The 16,368-nt window shown below is 40.2% G+C and carries 23 protein-coding genes and 1 riboswitch; of the genes, 19 read left to right on the forward strand and 4 right to left on the reverse strand.

All coding sequences use genetic code 11. From position 1 onward, the window contains the following. The first annotated feature begins 13 nt into the window (after positions 1–13). The 8 genes from F960_RS05275 to F960_RS22900 all read left to right on the forward strand — a co-directional run bounded on the left by F960_RS05275 (position 14) and on the right by F960_RS22900 (position 6,514). Complete coding sequence (locus tag F960_RS05275; protein ID WP_004859406.1) at positions 14–364, forward strand: hypothetical protein; 351 nt, start codon at positions 14–16, stop codon at positions 362–364. Between the two features lie 110 nt (positions 365–474). Beyond that, entirely contained in the window at positions 475–765 is a 291-nt protein-coding gene (locus F960_RS05280) for a hypothetical protein (protein WP_004859409.1), read from the forward strand. Positions 766–834: 69 nt separating this feature from the next. After that, positions 835–1,881: a DUF932 domain-containing protein gene (locus F960_RS05285; RefSeq protein WP_004859412.1), complete on the forward strand. Its 1,047-nt coding sequence runs from the start codon at positions 835–837 to the stop codon at positions 1,879–1,881. A 101-nt stretch (positions 1,882–1,982) separates the two neighbouring features. Then, positions 1,983–3,065, forward strand: coding sequence for a YqaJ viral recombinase family nuclease (locus F960_RS05290; protein ID WP_004859414.1), 1,083 nt, complete (start codon positions 1,983–1,985; stop codon positions 3,063–3,065). 142 nt (positions 3,066–3,207) lie between these two features. Further along, positions 3,208–4,134: a recombination directionality factor gene (locus F960_RS05295; RefSeq protein WP_004859417.1), complete on the forward strand. Its 927-nt coding sequence runs from the start codon at positions 3,208–3,210 to the stop codon at positions 4,132–4,134. Between the two features lie 302 nt (positions 4,135–4,436). Continuing rightward, entirely contained in the window at positions 4,437–5,891 is a 1,455-nt protein-coding gene (locus tag F960_RS05300; protein ID WP_004859421.1) for a SulP family inorganic anion transporter, read from the forward strand. Between the two features lie 201 nt (positions 5,892–6,092). After that, positions 6,093–6,278 (forward strand): DMT family transporter, encoded by a 186-nt coding sequence (locus F960_RS22895; RefSeq protein WP_004859423.1) that lies wholly within the window; start codon positions 6,093–6,095, stop codon positions 6,276–6,278. 35 nt (positions 6,279–6,313) lie between these two features. Further along, entirely contained in the window at positions 6,314–6,514 is a 201-nt protein-coding gene (locus F960_RS22900; protein WP_004859425.1) for an EamA family transporter, read from the forward strand. A 29-nt stretch (positions 6,515–6,543) separates the two neighbouring features. Here the strand turns inward: F960_RS22900 and ppa are convergent, their stop codons facing one another. Genes ppa through crcB form a run of 3 tightly spaced genes read right to left on the reverse strand, consistent with a single transcriptional unit; the run spans position 6,544 to position 7,803 of the window. Next, positions 6,544–7,077 (reverse strand): inorganic diphosphatase, encoded by a 534-nt coding sequence (gene ppa, locus F960_RS05310; RefSeq protein WP_179943805.1) that lies wholly within the window; start codon positions 7,075–7,077, stop codon positions 6,544–6,546. Positions 7,078–7,079: 2 nt separating this feature from the next. Continuing rightward, positions 7,080–7,406, reverse strand: a complete 327-nt coding sequence (locus F960_RS05315; RefSeq protein ID WP_004859430.1) for a DUF190 domain-containing protein — start codon at positions 7,404–7,406, stop codon at positions 7,080–7,082. Positions 7,407–7,422: 16 nt separating this feature from the next. Further along, positions 7,423–7,803: a fluoride efflux transporter CrcB gene (gene crcB, locus F960_RS05320; RefSeq protein ID WP_004859432.1), complete on the reverse strand. Its 381-nt coding sequence runs from the start codon at positions 7,801–7,803 to the stop codon at positions 7,423–7,425. Between the two features lie 125 nt (positions 7,804–7,928). Then, a riboswitch (Fluoride riboswitch) is annotated at positions 7,929–7,996 on the reverse strand. Between the two features lie 118 nt (positions 7,997–8,114). Between crcB and arsC the strand changes: the two genes are divergently transcribed. The 7 genes from arsC to F960_RS05355 all read left to right on the forward strand — a co-directional run bounded on the left by arsC (position 8,115) and on the right by F960_RS05355 (position 13,317). Beyond that, positions 8,115–8,549: an arsenate reductase (glutaredoxin) gene (arsC, locus tag F960_RS05325; RefSeq protein ID WP_020846463.1), complete on the forward strand. Its 435-nt coding sequence runs from the start codon at positions 8,115–8,117 to the stop codon at positions 8,547–8,549. Positions 8,550–8,606: 57 nt separating this feature from the next. Further along, entirely contained in the window at positions 8,607–8,927 is a 321-nt protein-coding gene (locus tag F960_RS05330; RefSeq protein ID WP_004859437.1) for a metalloregulator ArsR/SmtB family transcription factor, read from the forward strand. A gap of 6 nt (positions 8,928–8,933) precedes the next feature. Further along, on the forward strand, positions 8,934–9,407 hold the full coding sequence (locus tag F960_RS05335) for an arsenate reductase ArsC (protein ID WP_004859439.1): 474 nt from the start codon (positions 8,934–8,936) through the stop codon (positions 9,405–9,407). Positions 9,408–9,414: 7 nt separating this feature from the next. Continuing rightward, on the forward strand, positions 9,415–10,458 hold the full coding sequence (gene arsB, locus F960_RS05340; protein WP_004859442.1) for an ACR3 family arsenite efflux transporter: 1,044 nt from the start codon (positions 9,415–9,417) through the stop codon (positions 10,456–10,458). Between the two features lie 5 nt (positions 10,459–10,463). Further along, positions 10,464–11,168, forward strand: coding sequence for an arsenical resistance protein ArsH (arsH, locus tag F960_RS05345; RefSeq protein WP_004859446.1), 705 nt, complete (start codon positions 10,464–10,466; stop codon positions 11,166–11,168). 17 nt (positions 11,169–11,185) lie between these two features. Further along, positions 11,186–12,139, forward strand: a complete 954-nt coding sequence (trxB, locus tag F960_RS05350; RefSeq protein ID WP_004859450.1) for a thioredoxin-disulfide reductase — start codon at positions 11,186–11,188, stop codon at positions 12,137–12,139. 101 nt (positions 12,140–12,240) lie between these two features. Then, the gene (locus F960_RS05355; RefSeq protein WP_004859452.1) at positions 12,241–13,317 is read left to right on the forward strand and encodes an ArsO family NAD(P)H-dependent flavin-containing monooxygenase; all 1,077 of its coding nucleotides are present in this window, start codon (positions 12,241–12,243) and stop codon (positions 13,315–13,317) included. A gap of 32 nt (positions 13,318–13,349) precedes the next feature. Here the strand turns inward: F960_RS05355 and F960_RS05360 are convergent, their stop codons facing one another. Then, positions 13,350–13,661, reverse strand: a complete 312-nt coding sequence (locus F960_RS05360; protein ID WP_004859455.1) for an ArsR/SmtB family transcription factor — start codon at positions 13,659–13,661, stop codon at positions 13,350–13,352. A 111-nt stretch (positions 13,662–13,772) separates the two neighbouring features. Here F960_RS05360 and F960_RS05365 point away from each other — a divergent pair, with 111 nt between their 5' ends. The 4 genes from F960_RS05365 to F960_RS05380 all read left to right on the forward strand — a co-directional run bounded on the left by F960_RS05365 (position 13,773) and on the right by F960_RS05380 (position 16,329). Then, a complete protein-coding gene (locus tag F960_RS05365) occupies positions 13,773–14,189 on the forward strand; it encodes a YeeE/YedE family protein (protein WP_004859457.1) in 417 nt (138 codons plus the stop codon). Next, the gene (locus F960_RS05370; RefSeq protein ID WP_004859462.1) at positions 14,190–14,606 is read left to right on the forward strand and encodes a YeeE/YedE family protein; all 417 of its coding nucleotides are present in this window, start codon (positions 14,190–14,192) and stop codon (positions 14,604–14,606) included. A gap of 2 nt (positions 14,607–14,608) precedes the next feature. Further along, positions 14,609–15,481 (forward strand): MBL fold metallo-hydrolase, encoded by an 873-nt coding sequence (locus F960_RS05375; protein ID WP_004859464.1) that lies wholly within the window; start codon positions 14,609–14,611, stop codon positions 15,479–15,481. A 65-nt stretch (positions 15,482–15,546) separates the two neighbouring features. Further along, a complete protein-coding gene (locus tag F960_RS05380; protein WP_004859469.1) occupies positions 15,547–16,329 on the forward strand; it encodes a sulfite exporter TauE/SafE family protein in 783 nt (260 codons plus the stop codon). The last annotated feature ends 39 nt before the right edge of the window (positions 16,330–16,368 follow it).

Raw genomic sequence — 16,368 nt, forward strand, 5'->3', positions numbered from 1 at the left:
TGGAGAAAAACACATGAAAACTATGCAGCATATTGGAATTGGATTGTTGGGCTTGATTCTTTGCACGACTGCAATCGCTAAAACTGAACAGATTACTTTAAAAGGTAACGTCTATTATGGTGAAGAATCCGTGGTTTTTCCCACAACGAAAGGTGAAGTATTTCTAAATAGTTATGCGCTACCTGCACAAGTAGCGAAGCAGATTAAACCGTTTAAAAAGGGACAATGTCTAGAAATCCAATCCAAAAATGGCTTCTTCAACGATACTGGAGATGGACAATATATTCAAAGCATTCGTCCATGTAAGCAAGCTGCAAATAAGTCGACTTCATCTGGTTTATCTTTGCCAAAAGTTAAATCCTAAGTTGTATTCTTGCTAAAGATTTAAGCACCGCAAAACATTAAGCACCATACCTTTAAACCATGAGCCATTGCTCATGGTTTTTTTATGCCTTTGATTTGGAGAAAGTTGCAATGCAACAGTGTCCTCATTGCCATTCTGAACATGTGCAATTACTCAAACAAACCGAACAACGTCAGCACAGTCCACTGAGCCGACTTTCCACTTTTTCCCCGATGACTTTAGCCACAGTCGCCATGCAAATGTCAAAACGGATGCATATTCATCCGCTTTTCGGTGGCTGTATTGGTCTGGTGGTCGGGGGAATGTTTTTACTTTATGTCGAATACCAAAGCGAAATTACAGTGTTGCATTACCAATGTGAGCAATGTCAACAACATTTTGAGATTCGACAAGTCGATTAAAGCTTAACCTTCCATTTTATCTCAACTTTATTTCACTCTTCATTTTATCAATTGATAAGGAATATGATCATGGCACATCAACTTGAACAAATGGCTTACGTGGGGCAAACCCCTTGGCATGGGCTAGGAAACTCACTGGCCCAAAATCAACCGATTGAAGTCTGGGCAAAACAGGCAGGTATGGATTGGCAAATTGAATCTTCAAATATCAGCTATATGGCTAAAAATGATCGTGGACAAAGCATCATCATGCCCTATGAAGAACAACGCGTACTTTATCGTTCTGATACTCATGCACCACTTTCTGTGGTCAGTCAGCGTTATCAGGAAGTCCAACCAATGGAAATCCTAAATTTTTATAAAGACTTGACTGAACAATCGGGCTTTGAGCTAGAAACTGCGGGGGTGCTCAAAGGTGGTAAGAAATTCTGGGCATTGGCAAAAACTGGACAAAGCTCAGCACTCAAAGGTAAAGATGTCAGCAATGGCTATATTCTTTTAGCTACCGCCTGTGATGGCACGCTGGCAACCACCGCGCAATTTACCAGTATTCGTGTGGTATGCAATAACACCTTAGCGATTGCCTTGAAAGGACAAAACAGTGCTGCTGGTGTGGTGAAAGTGCCACACAGTACCAAGTTTGATGCCGAGAAAATTAAACAGCAGCTTGGCATCTCTGTACGGGCATGGGATCAGCACATGTATGAAATGAAACAACTGAGCCAACGTAAAGTGACCCAACAAGAAGCCGCAGCTTACTTTGATGCGGTATTTAACAATACCAGTTTAAGCTCAACAGAGCAGGATGAAGGCATTATTCAATATTATCGCAATATCGCATCGCAGCCGAACAATGTCTATAAAGCAGAACAGAAATCTGAACCCAATGGACGTGCCATGTCTAAAGTGATGACCATGTTTAATGGGCATGGACGTGGGGCAGAACTGAGTTCAGCCAAAGACACCTCTTATGGCTTGCTCTGTTCGGTCACTGAATTTTGTGATCACGAACGTCGAGCAATGAGTCAGGATCATCGTCTGGATTCAACCTGGTTTGGAACAGGTGCAGGCTTAAAGCAACGTGCCTTAGAACAAGCCCTAAATATGGTAATTTAGAGCGAAACATCATATGAATCATACCGCTAAAAATCACGCCATGAGCGTGATTTTTTATGCGTTCAATTTGAAAAAAATTTAATTTAAAAAAGGAAATATTGATGAATCATACTTATTCTATTCAGCCACAGCTTGCCAAGCATTTACCTTTACCGACCTATACAGGAACGTCACCAAGACATAGAACAAAAAATGGTCTTAAGCGTTACCAACCCAAACGCTTAGCAGAAACCAAGAAACTCACTCAAGCAGAATGGTTGGCGATTCGAAGACAAGGCATTGGAAGTAGTGATGCTGCGGCAGCGTGCGGACTGAATCCTTATATGTCGATGCTAGAACTGTGGATGATTAAAACAGGACGAATTAAACAAGCCATTGATGATGAAAGCGAAGGACATGCACCACTCTATTGGGGCAAGCGACTAGAACCTTTGGTGGCAGAATATTACAGCATGCACACTAACCATAAAGTCCGTCGCGTCAATGCGGTACTACAGCATCCTGACCCTGAATTACATTTCATGCTGGCAAACCTAGATTATGCTATTGTCGGCAATGATGAAGTGCAGGTTTTAGAGTGCAAAACTGCTGGAGAATATGGCGCGAAACTATGGAGAGATGGCGTCCCTCTTTATGTGCTGTGTCAAGTCCAACACCAATTGGCGGTGACAGGCAAAAAGGCAGCGCATATTTGTGTGTTGCTATGTGGGCATGAAACCAAAATCTTTAAAGTCACCCGTTCTGAATCGGTGATTCAACACATCGTCAATGCGGAGCGTTACTTCTGGGAATGCGTGGAAAAGGATATCCCACCTGAAGCCGATGCCAGTGAATCGGCAGCCAAAGCACTACAACTGCTTTATCCAGAACATGTGCCACTCTCTACCGCAGATCTATCTGAAGATGAGCAGGCCAATCAACAGTTTGAGCAACTGCTTCAAGCTCGCAGCCAAATTGACAAGCATCAGCAGCAGTTCGATCTGCTGAAGCATCAACTACAAGCCAAAATGCAGGAGGCTGAACGTGCCACCTTTAAAACTGGTTCAGTGACATGGAAAAAGTCGAAGGATTCAATCAGTTTAGACAGTAAGGCTTTACTCAAATCACACCCTGAGTATCTCAATCAATATCCACAAAGCAAGCAAGGTTCACGACGTTTCAACATCTATGCCGATGCTGATTGAAACAGATTTAGCCTAAGTTCAATTTACAAGTAGCGCTTCAAGCTCTACTCAAAAATCCCATGCCTCAATGCATGGGATTTTTTATGCCGATTTCATTTTTAACCAAGCATATCTAAACATTTAAGTAGAAGAGGAAAACACCATGATTAAAGGTCTAGCCATTACACCGCCCATTCTAGGGCGAATCAGTATCGGTAAGATGGTTGAAAAGAATGGCAAGCGCATCCCTGAAAAGGATGACCAATTCACCATTACCAGCCAAATCCAAAATAAGGATAGTGGTTGGGTGAAACATCCACTCGATGAACAACTTAGAGCCAAAGCCCCCAATCAAAAACTCCGTTCAATTCCAGTCCGTATGATCTTCAATGATCCTGAACTGAATCTACGAGCGGAATACAGTTTATTTGATCGTCAGACAGGACGTCCCGTTTGTGTAGGGAATGGTGAAACTTGTCAGCGACTGACCAATCAAGGTGTAGAACAACATCCATGCCCATCCCCTGATCTATGCCCAATGGCACAAGGGGGTAACTGCAAGCCTTATGGCCGTTTGCATGTCAATTTGGATGAGTCTGATGAACTCGGGACATTCATCTTTAGAACCACGGGCTTTAATAGTATTCGGACTTTGGCTGCTCGACTCAGTTATTACCATGCAGCATCGAATGGCTTGCTCTCATGTCTACCATTCCAACTCACCCTTCGAGGCAAGTCTACGACACAAAGTTATCGTACCCCTGTGTATTACGTGGATTTGACTTTACGAGACGGGATTCATTTGCAAGAAGCCATTCAAACGGCCAAGGAGATTGATCAGAAGAGTAAGTTATGTGGTTTTAATCAGGCTGCTTTAGATCAAATGGCACGGCAGGGTTATGGCAATGCACGATTTGAGGTGGATTCAGAGGAAGGACTGAATTTGGTGGAGGAGTTTTATGCGGATGAGGTTGTTGAGTCTGAGCAGACTCAGCTTGAGTCAAAGACTAAGCCTAAATTTCATCAGGGGGATGGCTTTGTACAGGATATTCAGCAAGGCTTGCAAAGTAGTGTGAGAGCGGTAAATTGAATAAAAGGTATCTTCGGATGCCTTTTAATAAAATCTAGATCTTAATTTTTTTGTTATTGATTTTGATAAGTAGTTTATTGAAGAGATTGATTGATTTCACATCATTAGTCTATTGTGCTACCCTAAGTGCTCTAAAAACCTAAACACTCTTTTCCTATATGACACCTACGCCACCTTAAGTTTATTTACCCCCTTTAATCAGTAAATAACTCATCACTGTCTAGTGATGTGGTGTAGTCGCTTGTGTGTTGTATATATCACATCACTAGCCTATCTAAAAAATTAAAAAACAGGCTATGTTTATGTTATCTAATGTACGAGAACAATGGTTCTCTAACATCCGTGTAGATGTACTTGCAGGACTTGTCGTCGGTCTTGCACTTATCCCTGAAGCTATCGCTTTTTCAATTATTGCTGGTGTAGATCCCAAAGTTGGACTATACGCATCCTTTTGTATCGCTGTTGTGATTTCATTTGTGGGTGGACGCCCAGCGATGATTTCAGCCGCAACAGGTGCTATGGCTTTACTCATGGTCACGCTCGTTAAAGAGCATGGATTACAATATTTGCTTGCAGCGACAATTTTAACTGGCGTGATCCAAATTTTAGCAGGTTACTTAAAGCTCGCTAAATTAATGCGATTTGTATCAAAATCAGTCGTTATTGGTTTTGTAAATGCTTTAGCTATCTTGATCTTTATGGCTCAACTTCCAGAGCTGATTAATGTGACATGGCATGTATACATTTTGGTTGCTTTAGGTTTGGCAATTATTTATCTGTTTCCATTAATTCCAGTAATAGGCAAATTACTTCCATCTCCACTTGTATGTATCATTATGATCACGCTTATTGCCATTTTTCTGGGTATTGATGTTAGGACTGTTGGCGATATGGGATCATTGCCTGATACTCTTCCTATATTTTTAATCCCTGATATTCCGTTAAATTTCGAAACACTGACTATTATTTTGCCTTATGCAATTGCTCTAGCAGCCGTGGGGTTACTTGAGTCAATGATGACTGCAACTATTGTTGATGAAATGACAGATACACCAAGCGATAAGCATCAGGAATGTAAAGGACAAGGTATTGCCAATATTGCCTCTGGCTTTATGGGAGGGATGGCAGGTTGTGCCATGATTGGTCAATCTATGATTAACGTGAAGTCAGGTGGTTTAACACGATTGTCCACGTTCTCTGCGGGTATTTTTCTTCTCATTCTGGTTGTGTTTATCAGTGATTGGCTCAAAGTTATTCCAATGGCAGCTTTAGTTGCTGTCATGATCATGGTTTCTATCAGTACTTTTGAATGGAGTTCAGTCACCCAATTAAAAGACAATCCTAAAAGTAGTAATGTCGTGATGATTGCAACCGTTATCGTTGTTGTCGCAACTCACAATCTAGCATTAGGCGTTTTAACAGGTGTTCTGTTATCAGCATTGTTCTTAGCGAATAAGTTAGAAAATGATATCCAAGTCATTGCTTCATTTGAAGGTGACACTCGTTTATATGATTTACACGGTCAAATATTTTTTAGTTCTTCTGAGAAATTCATGCAGGGTTTTGACTTTAAAGAAGATGTGAAAGATGTGGTGATTGACTTAACACATTCCCATATTTGGGATGTTACCTCAGTCGCTATGCTTGACTCTGTGGTAAACAAGTTCCAAAAAAATGGTGTGAATGTAACGGTGCGTGGGTTGAACGAAGCGAGTTCGATTATGATCGATAAATATGGAACACACGCAAGAATATAACTTAAGAATTTAATTAAGGTTTTAAAAAGCAGGTATTTAAGGTTCAGGTATCTGCTTTTTTCTAACCCTTAGAATTTATCTTGATAAGAATGTTTAGAACAAATATTTGTCAAAATTACTATCAGATTTAAGCTTTCTATCCTTGTGGATCTGTAAAATAAAACTCACTAACTCAAAAGCTAAAAATCATTTAGGTCTGACATGAAAAATTGGGTGGTTTTTGCTTTTATTTCAATGTTTTTCGCTGGATTTACTTCCGTAATCGCAAAACAACGACTTGTTGAAATTTCAGGAGAGCTTGGACTAACTATTCGAACACTCTTTGTTTGTTTTTTTGTCATGGCATTTGCAGTTTTTTTGTTTCAACCTATGAATTTCAGGCTGTAAGCTTTAAAAATTTGTTTTGATTAGGTTTATTAGGTGTGACAACTGCTTTATCGTGGGTGTATTACTATAGAGCATTAAAATTAGGAGATGCCTCGACCATTGCACTTATTGATAAAGGTAGTGCGGTTGTCGCAATTTTATTGGCTTGGCTGATTTTAAAAGAGGTGATCACAGTCAGAATGATCCTAGGTGCAGCATGTATTGTTTTAGGATTATTCATTATTTCAAAAAAATAGGGAGCTATTGATTGCTCCCTATTTAATGGTCAATGATGATCAGGATAGGCTTGTATTGAGCTTAAAATTTCTTCTCGTGCTTTTTCAACATTTCCCCAACCCTTAAGCTTTACCCACTTGCCTTCTTCCAAGTCTTTATAATGCTCAAAGAAATGATGGATCCGATTTAAACTAAGTTGATCTACATCATTAATATCTAGAATATGGTCATAAAGCTTTGATAGTTTAGTGTGAGGAACTGCAATAATTTTTGCATCGATGCCATGTTCATCTTCCATATACATTACACCCACAGGTCTACTTCTGATTACTGCACCAATTGCTACTGGATAAGGTGAGATAACCAATACATCTAAAGGGTCACCATCCTCACTCAATGTTCTAGGGATATAACCGTAGTTTGCAGGATAAAACATAGCTGTTGTTAAAAAACGGTCAATGAAAATAGAATTAAATTCCTTATTCATTTCATATTTAACTGGGTCAATATTTTGAGGAATTTCAATAATACTGTAGAAATCATCTGGTGGATTAATCCCAACAGGAACATCTTTGTAGCTCATCATTATTTTCCTTTTTGATTACCGACAGTACCGAACTGTACGGGAGTTTTTACGTAAAAAATTCTGACATCTTCTTGATTTAGATGTGTAAACAATTGTTCTGATTCTACTTCGCTCAGAGCAAGTTGAACTTGCACAGGCTGGTCAACTAATTCAAAAAAGTGAGCTGAATGTAATCGTCCTGTATGGTCAATACCTTCTGATCCTTGAATGACTGTAGCACCCTTAAATCCTAACTCTCTTGTTAGTTCTAAGAGCCATTCATGGATAGGGGTATTTTTATGCCTTTGGTTTATCTCGGTATAAAATGTGACTAAATATCCGTTCATTAAGTCCTACTCCTGACTAATGTATAGTCGTTAGTTGATAGGTAAATATGCCAAGCAAAGTAAATAGCAATGAACCTAAAACATGGACAGTAATTGTCAAAATGGCATATTCAAATTTGCCACTTTGAAGTAAAGAAACAACTTCCATTGAAAATGTTGAGAACGTAGTTAAAGCACCACAAAAACCAGTAATGAGGAATAACTTGTAATTAGGATTCAAAGAGCTACTGGCAAAAAAAGTGATTGCAAAGCCAATAACAAATGCGCCAATAAGATTCACTAGGACTGTGCCTAAAGGAATATTTGGAAAATAGTGATTAAATTGAAGACTAATTCCCCAACGTATCCAAGCACCTAAAACAGCACCAAGTCCTATTGAAAATAATGAGATGTACATACTTTTTCCCTGCTCGTTAAACAGAGAAAATTAAAAAATAAAGGGGAGTAGATTTAAGAATTTGATACGGCATAGCGCAGCTCCATTGAAAAAAGCAGAGCGCACAACTACGCACCCTGCATAAGGGTAACGTAGGTATCATCAGCCGTTAGTGGCGGTTTGTAGAAGGAAGATAGCCATTTCCTTTAATTTAATCTTAATACAAATTAATTAAAATGCAATTCTAGATTTTATAAAAACAAAATATGGAATTGCATATATATGATTATTCATATATAAGTATATTCAAAGATCCTGTTGAGTTTGAGCAAATGTCTGCTACTCCAAAAGTTAAGATTTATCACAACCCTGAATGTGGTACATCACGCAATACACTGGCGTTAATCCGTAATGCCAATATTGAACCTGAAGTGATTGAATATCTTAAAAATCCTCCATCTAAAAATGAACTGATCCAAATGATTGCGGATGCAGGTTTAACTGTGAGAGAGGCCATCCGTAAGAATGTTGATCCTTATCGTGATCTAGAGTTAGACCTTGAGGTTTGGACGGATGATAAACTGCTTAACTTTATGCTTCAGTACCCAATTTTGATTAACCGCCCATTCGTGGTGACTGAATTAGGAACTCGTTTAAGTCGTCCATCAGAACTGGTTTTAGAAATTCTACCTCTCCCACAAAAGGGTGCTTTCACTAAAGAAGACGGTGAACAAGTGCTGGATGCAAATGGGCAGCGATTGAAATAAAAATTTCATGGATATATGTGAATATTGATATATCCATATGTCAGAGTGAGTGAGAGTATGGATCAAATCAATTTCTTTAAATGTTTGGCTGATGAAACGCGATTCAATATCGTCATGTTGGTTCTTGGAAATAATGAACAGTGTGTTTGTGATTTGACTGAAAAACTACAACTCAGCCAACCCAAGATTTCGCGGCATTTAGCCTTACTGCGTTCTTTAGGTCTGTTACAAGATCGACGTCAAGGGCAATGGGTCTATTACAGTCTCAATCCAAATTTACCTACTTGGTGCTTAGAGGTACTTAGTACCCTTAAAAATGCCAATTTACAGCCAAAAGTTGCACCATCATTTCAGCAAATTAATAGTTATTGCGAGTAGAACAAGATGAAATTTCTTTTTTTGTGCACGGGAAATAGCTGTCGCAGCATCCTGTCAGAAGTGCTTTTTAACAGTCGTGCCCCAGAGGGTTGGAAAGCCTATAGTGCGGGCAGTAAGCCATCAGGGCAAGTACATCCATTGACTATTGAAACTCTGGAAAATTTAGGTCTTTCAACTGAAGGGTTGTGGAGTAAAACCATTGATGACTGCGAACAATATCAACCTGATGTGGTGATTACGGTTTGTGATTCAGCCGCTCAGGAAGCGTGTCCGCTTTATCTAGGTGGGGCAATCAAAGCACATTGGGGGCTGGCAGATCCTTCACATTTAGATTTACCCAAAGAAGAAAAACTCAAAGCATTCCAAGTTACCGTTGATCATATCAACCATCGCTTAGATGCATTGTTGGCACTCGATACAGCGCATATGTCTCGTCCTGAGTTGATAGCCGCGATTAATCAAATTTCGCATATTGAATGAGAATATCATGGCTCAACAAAGATTATCCTTTCTAGATCGTAACCTCACGCTATGGATTTTCATTGCCATGGCGTTAGGCATTGCGATCGGTGTGTTCTTTCCGCAAGCCTCAGTGGCTTTGGATAAAATGAGTGTGGATTCAGTCAATATTCCGATTGCAATCGGTTTGATTTTGATGATGTATCCACCTTTAGCAAAAGTGAACTATGCCACTTTGCCACAGGTATTCAAAGATAAGAAAACACTGACACTCTCCTTAGTACAAAACTGGCTTATCGCGCCTGTTTTGATGTTTGTTTTAGCGATCATCTTCCTGCATAACTATCCTGAATACATGACAGGCTTGATCTTGATTGGTTTAGCACGCTGTATTGCCATGGTTTTGGTTTGGAATGGTTTGGCCTGTGGTGATAACCAGTATGTTGCTGCATTGGTGGCTTTTAACAGTATCTTCCAGATTTTATTCTTCAGTACCTATGCTTGGTTGTTCCTGACCTTCCTACCACCCTATTTAGGTATTGCAGGACAGGTGATCAACGTTGATTTCTGGACCATTACCCATGCGGTACTGGTGTATTTAGGAATTCCATTTTTTCTTGGCTTTATGACCCGATTTATTTTGGTTCGTACTAAAGGTTTGGCTTGGTATCTAAATACCTTTTTACCTAAGATTAGTCCGCTGAGTTTACTGGCTTTATTATTCACGATTGTGGCGATGTTTAGCCTTAAAGGAAACGATGTAGTGAGCTTGCCGATGGATGTCTTGCGTATTGCGATTCCATTGACGATTTACTTTATTGTGATGTTTTTCATTAGCTTCTTTATGAGTAAGTGGATGGGGAACGACTATGCTAAAACCACAGCTATTTCATTTACTGCCGCGGGAAATAACTTTGAACTCGCTTTAGCTGTCGCGATTGCAACCTTTGGTTTGGCTTCACCTGTCGCATTCACGACGGTGATTGGTCCACTGGTTGAAGTACCTGTGTTGATTGCTTTAGTGAGCGTGTCATTGTGGCTCAGAAAAAAGTTTTTTAAAGCAGAGGTGTAATTTCTATGACTCTCCCAAATGTAGATATGAATCTTTTGGATCAACCTACTTTAGAAAAAGTACAGGCCAAAGCGCTAGATCATCCACCACGTATTTTACTGCTGTATGGTTCAAACCGTGAGCGTTCATACAGCCGATTGGCAGTGATGGAAGCAGGGCGTATCTTGGAGCAGTTTGGTGCCGAAGTAAAAATCTTTCATCCTAAAGGTTTACCTTTACCTGAAGATGCAGATATGGAACACCCAAAAGCCAAAGAACTACATGAGCTTTTGGCATGGTCGGAAGGCATGGTGTGGTGTTCACCTGAACGTCATGGTTCAATGAGTTCAATCTTTAAATCGCAGATTGATTGGATTCCATTGGCTGGTGGTGCGATTCGAGCAACACAAGGCAAGACTTTGGCCTTGATGCAGGTGAGTGGCGGTTCACAGTCTTTTAATAGCGTCAATCAAATGCGTATTTTAGGCCGTTGGATGCGCATGATCACCATTCCAAACCAATCCTCTATTCCTAAAGCTTTTTTAGAGTTTGAAGAAGATGGATGCATGAAACCCTCAGCTTTTTATGATCGAATTGTTGATGTCATGGAAGAGTTATATAAATTCACTTTGCTGACGCGTGGGCAGAGTCAGTACCTCACAAATCGTTATTCAGAACGAAAAGAGTCGGCAGAAGAATTATCTAAGCGTGTCAATCAACGTAGCTTATAAACTTTAGGTGATCAGAAATGCAAAAGAGACATTCTAAATTAGTGATCTTAGGTTCAGGGCCTGCGGGTTATAGTGCTGCTGTGTATGCAGCACGTGCAAACTTAAAACCTACATTGATTGCAGGTATACAACTTGGTGGTCAATTAACAACGACCACTGAGGTAGATAACTGGCCGGGCGACCCAGAAGGTTTAACTGGTCCTGTACTTATGGAACGAATGCAAGCCCATGCTGAACGCTTTGGCACAGAGATTGTGTATGACCACATCAATGAAGTTGATTTAAGTGTCCGTCCATTTGTACTAAAAGGCGACATGGAAGAATTTACTTGTGATGCACTGATTATTGCAACAGGTGCGACAGCACAATACTTGGGTCTTGAATCTGAAGCTAAATTCATGGGTCAAGGTGTCAGTGCATGTGCAACTTGTGATGGTTTCTTCTATAAGCACCAAAAAGTCATGGTCGTGGGTGGTGGTAACACAGCAGTTGAAGAAGCCCTTTATCTTTCTAATATCGCTGAACATGTCACTCTAGTTCACCGTAGAGACAATTTGCGTTCAGAGAAAATTCTACAAGATCATCTTTTTGCCAAAGAAAAAGAAGGCAAAATTAGTATTCTTTGGAACAATCAAGTTGATGAAGTCTTAGGTGATAATACTGGTGTTACTTCAGTTCGCTTGAAGTCAACTTTGGATGGAAGCACACAAGACGTTGAAGTTCAGGGCTTATTTGTTGCTATTGGTCACAAACCGAATACAGGTATGTTTGACGGCCAACTCAACCTACGTGATGGCTACATTCAAGTACAAAGTGGTACTTCAGGCAATGCAACAGCAACTTCTGTGGCAGGGGTATTTGCTGCGGGTGACGTTGCTGACAGCATTTATCGCCAAGCAATTACTTCGGCAGGCTCAGGCTGTATGGCAGCTTTGGATGCCGAAAAGTATCTTGATCAATTGAGCAATTGAAAGGCTCATTTAAATGCTTGAAAATTGTATGAAATACGCCCAGTCTGTTGAGCAGACTGGGCGTTATTTTGATGATGACAATAAAGAATGGGAGAGAAGCTTTGACTCAATTACAAGCAGAAGTCGATGTGGTCATTATTGGTGGTGGTCAGGCAGCCCTTGCTACAGCTTATTTCCTCAAACGTAAGAAAATTCCATTTATTATTCTGGATGACCAAGTTCAGGCAGGTGGTGCATGGCTCCATGCTTGGCAGTCGCTACGTCTTTTTTCTCCTAATACGTGGAGTTCGCTGTCGGGTTGGATGATGCCAACAACTGAACAAACCTACCCAACGCGAAATGAAGTGATTGACTACTTGTCGGCATACGAGCAACGCTATCAATTTCCGATTATTCGACCAGTTCATGTCGATCATATCGAACAAAAAGATGGCTATTTAGATGTGTATGCTGGCGATCAATATTGGCGAGCTAAAGCGGTGGTCAGTGCGACAGGGACATGGAGTCAGCCTTATATTCCGCATTATGAAGGACATGAACGATTTGAAGGATTACAAACGCATTCAGCACATTATGTAAATCCAGAGCCTTTTATAAATAAAAAAGTGATCGTGGTTGGTGGTGGTAACTCAGGGGCACAAATTTTTGCCGAAGTCTCAAAAGTTGCAGATACCACTTGGGTCACAGTAACACCACCTCAATTTTTATCGGATGATGTTGATGGGCGTGTTTTATTTCTTCGGGCAACTGAACGTTTAAAAGCTCAACAGGAAGGTCGTGTGATTGATCAACCCGTTGGTGGTCTGGGTGATATTGTCATGATAGACAGTGTCAAAGAGGCCCGCGAACGTGGCGTACTACATAGTCGAGAGCCTTTTACCTCATTTGAGGAGCATTCCGTTGTTTGGGCTAATGGTTCAACACAAGCTGTAGATGCTGTGATTTGGTGTACAGGGTTCAAAGCTTCACTGAATCATTTAAGAAGTCTTGATGTGGTAGAACCTGATCAGACGGTTGCAGTCAATGATGGACGCTCTATAAAAGTAAATAACCTTTGGTTGGTTGGCTATGGGGAGTGGACAGGCATGGCATCCGCTACACTCATTGGGATTTCTAGAACAGCAAGAGCAACGGTAGATCAAATAGCTGCTTACTTGGCTGAATCAAAGTTAAATTAATATAATATTTTTATTATTCAACTTAGGTACTCTTAAGATCTACAGTATAAGTCATACAAGGTTTGCATGATTTTTAATACACGTATATCCCTTAATTCATAAAAAATCTGTTTACCTTCTCGTCGTGTCGATACGAGCTTATTTTTTCTTAATACCGTAAGTTGTTGAGATAAGGTCGGTTGACTCACATTAGTGCGTATTTCAATTTGCTGCACATTCAATTCATCTTCTACCAAAACACATAAAATTTTAAGACGGTCAGGATTCGATAAGACCTTTAGGCAGTCAGTGACAAGATCGACTTTTGAAAGATCTATTTTCATTTGTAATTCATTGGTTTTCATAAGCGTATCCTAAAAATCATCTTATTATTATACAAAAAAATAAAGTATCACTTGTATATTATTTAATTATATAATATTAATTAGTATATTGTTTGTCGTGATTTGAATTGTATGTCTGACTATTTGACTTCCTTTATCGGTGGATTATTGCTAGGTGCCGCTGTAGTTGGCTACCTATATGTACATGGTCGTATTGCTGGAATTAGTGGATTAGTTGCACAAATTCTAAACCCTCAAACGATATTTAGGACACCTGCTATTTGGTTTATGTCAGGTTTGATCATTATACCCTTCATTTATGGGCGATTTGTTCAGCCAGAAATTGAATTGAATACCAGTCCGTTGATGATGATCATTGCTGGACTATTGGTGGGTTTTGGGACACGCCTAGGTTCAGGCTGTACCAGTGGTCATGGCATTTGTGGAATCAGCCGCTTATCTAAACGTTCGATCCTAGCCACCATGATTTTTATGTTCGCTGGATTTGTTACGGTTTACATGATTCGCCATGTCACAGGAGCTTTCTAAATGAAGAATTTTCTGGCTTTCATTTTCGGCGGTTTATTTTCTATAGGTTTGATGGTTTCTGGAATGTCTAATCCAGAAAAAGTTCTAAACTTCTTAGATTTGTTCGGTGATTGGGATGCGAGTCTAGCTTTCGTAATGATTGGAGCGATTATGGTTGCAATTATTCCTTTTCAAAAAGCAGTACGAAGTAAAGCACCCAAAACCGTATTTAATGAACCAATTGAATTACCAGGCAATCATGAAATTGATCCTAAACTGATCTCGGGCAGTCTTTTATTTGGTATTGGTTGGGGGATTGCTGGGATATGTCCTGCACCCAGTTTTACCTTGATTGGTCTTGGGCATTATCAGGTTCTGTATTTTATTGTCGCGATGCTTGCAGGCGTCTTGCTTCACCGTAAGTGGACAGGAGCTTAATCATGTCAAATTCCCCTGTTGTAAAAGATTTTTTTCATGAAGATACGAACACTTTCAGTTACGTGGTGAGTGATCCAGCTACCCAGTCATGTGCAATTATTGACAGTGTGCTGGACTATGATGCTGCATCAGCCACAACTTCTACCACACATGCCGATCAGATCATTACCTATGTCAAAGCGCAGGGTTTAACAGTCGGGTGGATTTTAGAAACCCATGTTCATGCCGATCATTTAACTGCTGCACAATATCTCAAAACCCAATTAGGCGGAAAAATCGCCATGAGTCAGAGAATTGCTGCGGTACAAGAGACCTTTGCTGCGATCTATCATTTGGATATCAAACAGTGGAATACCCAGCAATTATTTGATTATTTGTTTGATGATCATGAGCAATTTCTAATTGGTTCAATCGAAGCATATAACATTCCCACTCCTGGACATACACCAGCCTGCTTGAGTTATGTCATCGGTGATGCCGTGTTTGTGGGCGATACCTTGTTTATGCCGGATTATGGTACGGCACGCTGTGATTTCCCAAGGGGAAGCGCGTCAATTCTTTTTGATTCAATACAAAGCTTATATCAATTGCCTGAGAAAACACGTGTATTTCTCTGCCATGATTATTTGCCAGAAAAGCGCGATACCTATATGTGTGAAACGGATATTCAGACTCAAAAAAATCAGAACATCCATATTCACGATAGCACGACCAAAGATGATTTTGTTGAAATGCGTAATAAACGCGATGCGGGTTTAAGTATGCCCAAACTGATTTTACCTTCGATACAGATCAATATGAAAGCAGGACAATTCCCTGAACCAGAAGAGAATGGTGTTTCTTATTTAAAGCTTCCACTTAATTACTTCAAATAGGCAAATTTTAAAATTAAACCACAAGTTTTGTTTAATTGGTTTGGTAAGAGAGGGTGACAGTAGCGATGTGGATGCTAATACTTGAAGGCTTAGTCATCGGTGGTTTGCTAGGGTTAACAGGTGCCGGTGGTGGCATTCTGGCTGTACCCGCACTGATGGCAAGTCAAGGATGGACGGTCGCACAAGCTGCACCTGTTGGCTTGCTTGCAGTCACTTTATCTGCCTTGGTTGGAACATTTGAAGGCTTATTTAAGAAAATAGTACGCTATCGCGCTGCGCTTTGGATTGCACTGATCAGTATTCCTTCAGCACGTTATGGTGTGCATCTGGGAGGAATAATTTCTCCAGTATGGCTTACCTTGGCATTCAGTTTAGTCATGCTCGTGGTTGCTTACCGGATTTTTTTTAAAAAAGTGAATGACCATACAGGTGTGCTGTGTAAAGTTAACCAAACAACTGGCCGTCTGATTTGGAACATGAAAACTGCATTGTCTCTCGGCGCCATTGGTGTCGTGGCAGGTTTATTGACCGGTTTGCTTGGGGTAGGTGGGGGATTCGTGATTGTTCCAGCACTGAGTAAAGTAACTGATCTTGATATGCGCAGTATTGTTGCGACCTCGTTGATGCTTATTTTCCTGATAGGTGGTGTCAGCATTTCAGCTCATATTTTAGATGGTTTTCAATACCCCGTTTCGGTCACGCTGACTTTCGTTTTAGCTTGCATGGCTGGGATGTTGATTGGTCGAAGTTTGATGCCTTTAGTTAAGAATAGTCAAATCCAAAAGGTTTTTGCCATAACTGTCATAAGCGTAGCATTTTATTTAATTTCTACAGTCATCATAACTTAATACAAGCAAGAGATTAGAGCCAAATTTAAAAACTGCATT

The organism is Acinetobacter gerneri DSM 14967 = CIP 107464 = MTCC 9824, assembly GCF_000368565.1.
Lineage (GTDB): Bacteria > Pseudomonadota > Gammaproteobacteria > Pseudomonadales > Moraxellaceae > Acinetobacter > Acinetobacter gerneri.

Bases quoted from the DNA above. Each gene is read 5' to 3' on its own strand.
- F960_RS05330 (WP_004859437.1), top strand. From the start codon at position 8,607: ATGGATCAAATCAATTTCTTTAAATGTTTGGCTGATGAAACGCGATTC.
- F960_RS05275 (WP_004859406.1), top strand. From the start codon at position 14: ATGAAAACTATGCAGCATATTGGAATTGGATTGTTGGGCTTGATTCTT.
- F960_RS05335 (WP_004859439.1), top strand. From the start codon at position 8,934: ATGAAATTTCTTTTTTTGTGCACGGGAAATAGCTGTCGCAGCATCCTG.
- F960_RS05295 (WP_004859417.1), top strand. From the start codon at position 3,208: ATGATTAAAGGTCTAGCCATTACACCGCCCATTCTAGGGCGAATCAGT.
- F960_RS05365 (WP_004859457.1), top strand. From the start codon at position 13,773: ATGTCTGACTATTTGACTTCCTTTATCGGTGGATTATTGCTAGGTGCC.
- arsH (WP_004859446.1), top strand. From the start codon at position 10,464: ATGACTCTCCCAAATGTAGATATGAATCTTTTGGATCAACCTACTTTA.
- crcB (WP_004859432.1), bottom strand. From the start codon at position 7,803: ATGTACATCTCATTATTTTCAATAGGACTTGGTGCTGTTTTAGGTGCT.
- F960_RS05370 (WP_004859462.1), top strand. From the start codon at position 14,190: ATGAAGAATTTTCTGGCTTTCATTTTCGGCGGTTTATTTTCTATAGGT.
- ppa (WP_179943805.1), bottom strand. From the start codon at position 7,077: ATGAGCTACAAAGATGTTCCTGTTGGGATTAATCCACCAGATGATTTC.
- F960_RS05300 (WP_004859421.1), top strand. From the start codon at position 4,437: ATGTTATCTAATGTACGAGAACAATGGTTCTCTAACATCCGTGTAGAT.
- arsC (WP_020846463.1), top strand. From the start codon at position 8,115: ATGTCTGCTACTCCAAAAGTTAAGATTTATCACAACCCTGAATGTGGT.
- F960_RS05380 (WP_004859469.1), top strand. From the start codon at position 15,547: ATGTGGATGCTAATACTTGAAGGCTTAGTCATCGGTGGTTTGCTAGGG.
- F960_RS05290 (WP_004859414.1), top strand. From the start codon at position 1,983: ATGAATCATACTTATTCTATTCAGCCACAGCTTGCCAAGCATTTACCT.
- F960_RS05375 (WP_004859464.1), top strand. From the start codon at position 14,609: ATGTCAAATTCCCCTGTTGTAAAAGATTTTTTTCATGAAGATACGAAC.
- trxB (WP_004859450.1), top strand. From the start codon at position 11,186: ATGCAAAAGAGACATTCTAAATTAGTGATCTTAGGTTCAGGGCCTGCG.
- F960_RS05360 (WP_004859455.1), bottom strand. From the start codon at position 13,661: ATGAAAACCAATGAATTACAAATGAAAATAGATCTTTCAAAAGTCGAT.
- F960_RS05280 (WP_004859409.1), top strand. From the start codon at position 475: ATGCAACAGTGTCCTCATTGCCATTCTGAACATGTGCAATTACTCAAA.
- arsB (WP_004859442.1), top strand. From the start codon at position 9,415: ATGGCTCAACAAAGATTATCCTTTCTAGATCGTAACCTCACGCTATGG.
- F960_RS05315 (WP_004859430.1), bottom strand. From the start codon at position 7,406: ATGAACGGATATTTAGTCACATTTTATACCGAGATAAACCAAAGGCAT.
- F960_RS22895 (WP_004859423.1), top strand. From the start codon at position 6,093: ATGAAAAATTGGGTGGTTTTTGCTTTTATTTCAATGTTTTTCGCTGGA.
- F960_RS05285 (WP_004859412.1), top strand. From the start codon at position 835: ATGGCACATCAACTTGAACAAATGGCTTACGTGGGGCAAACCCCTTGG.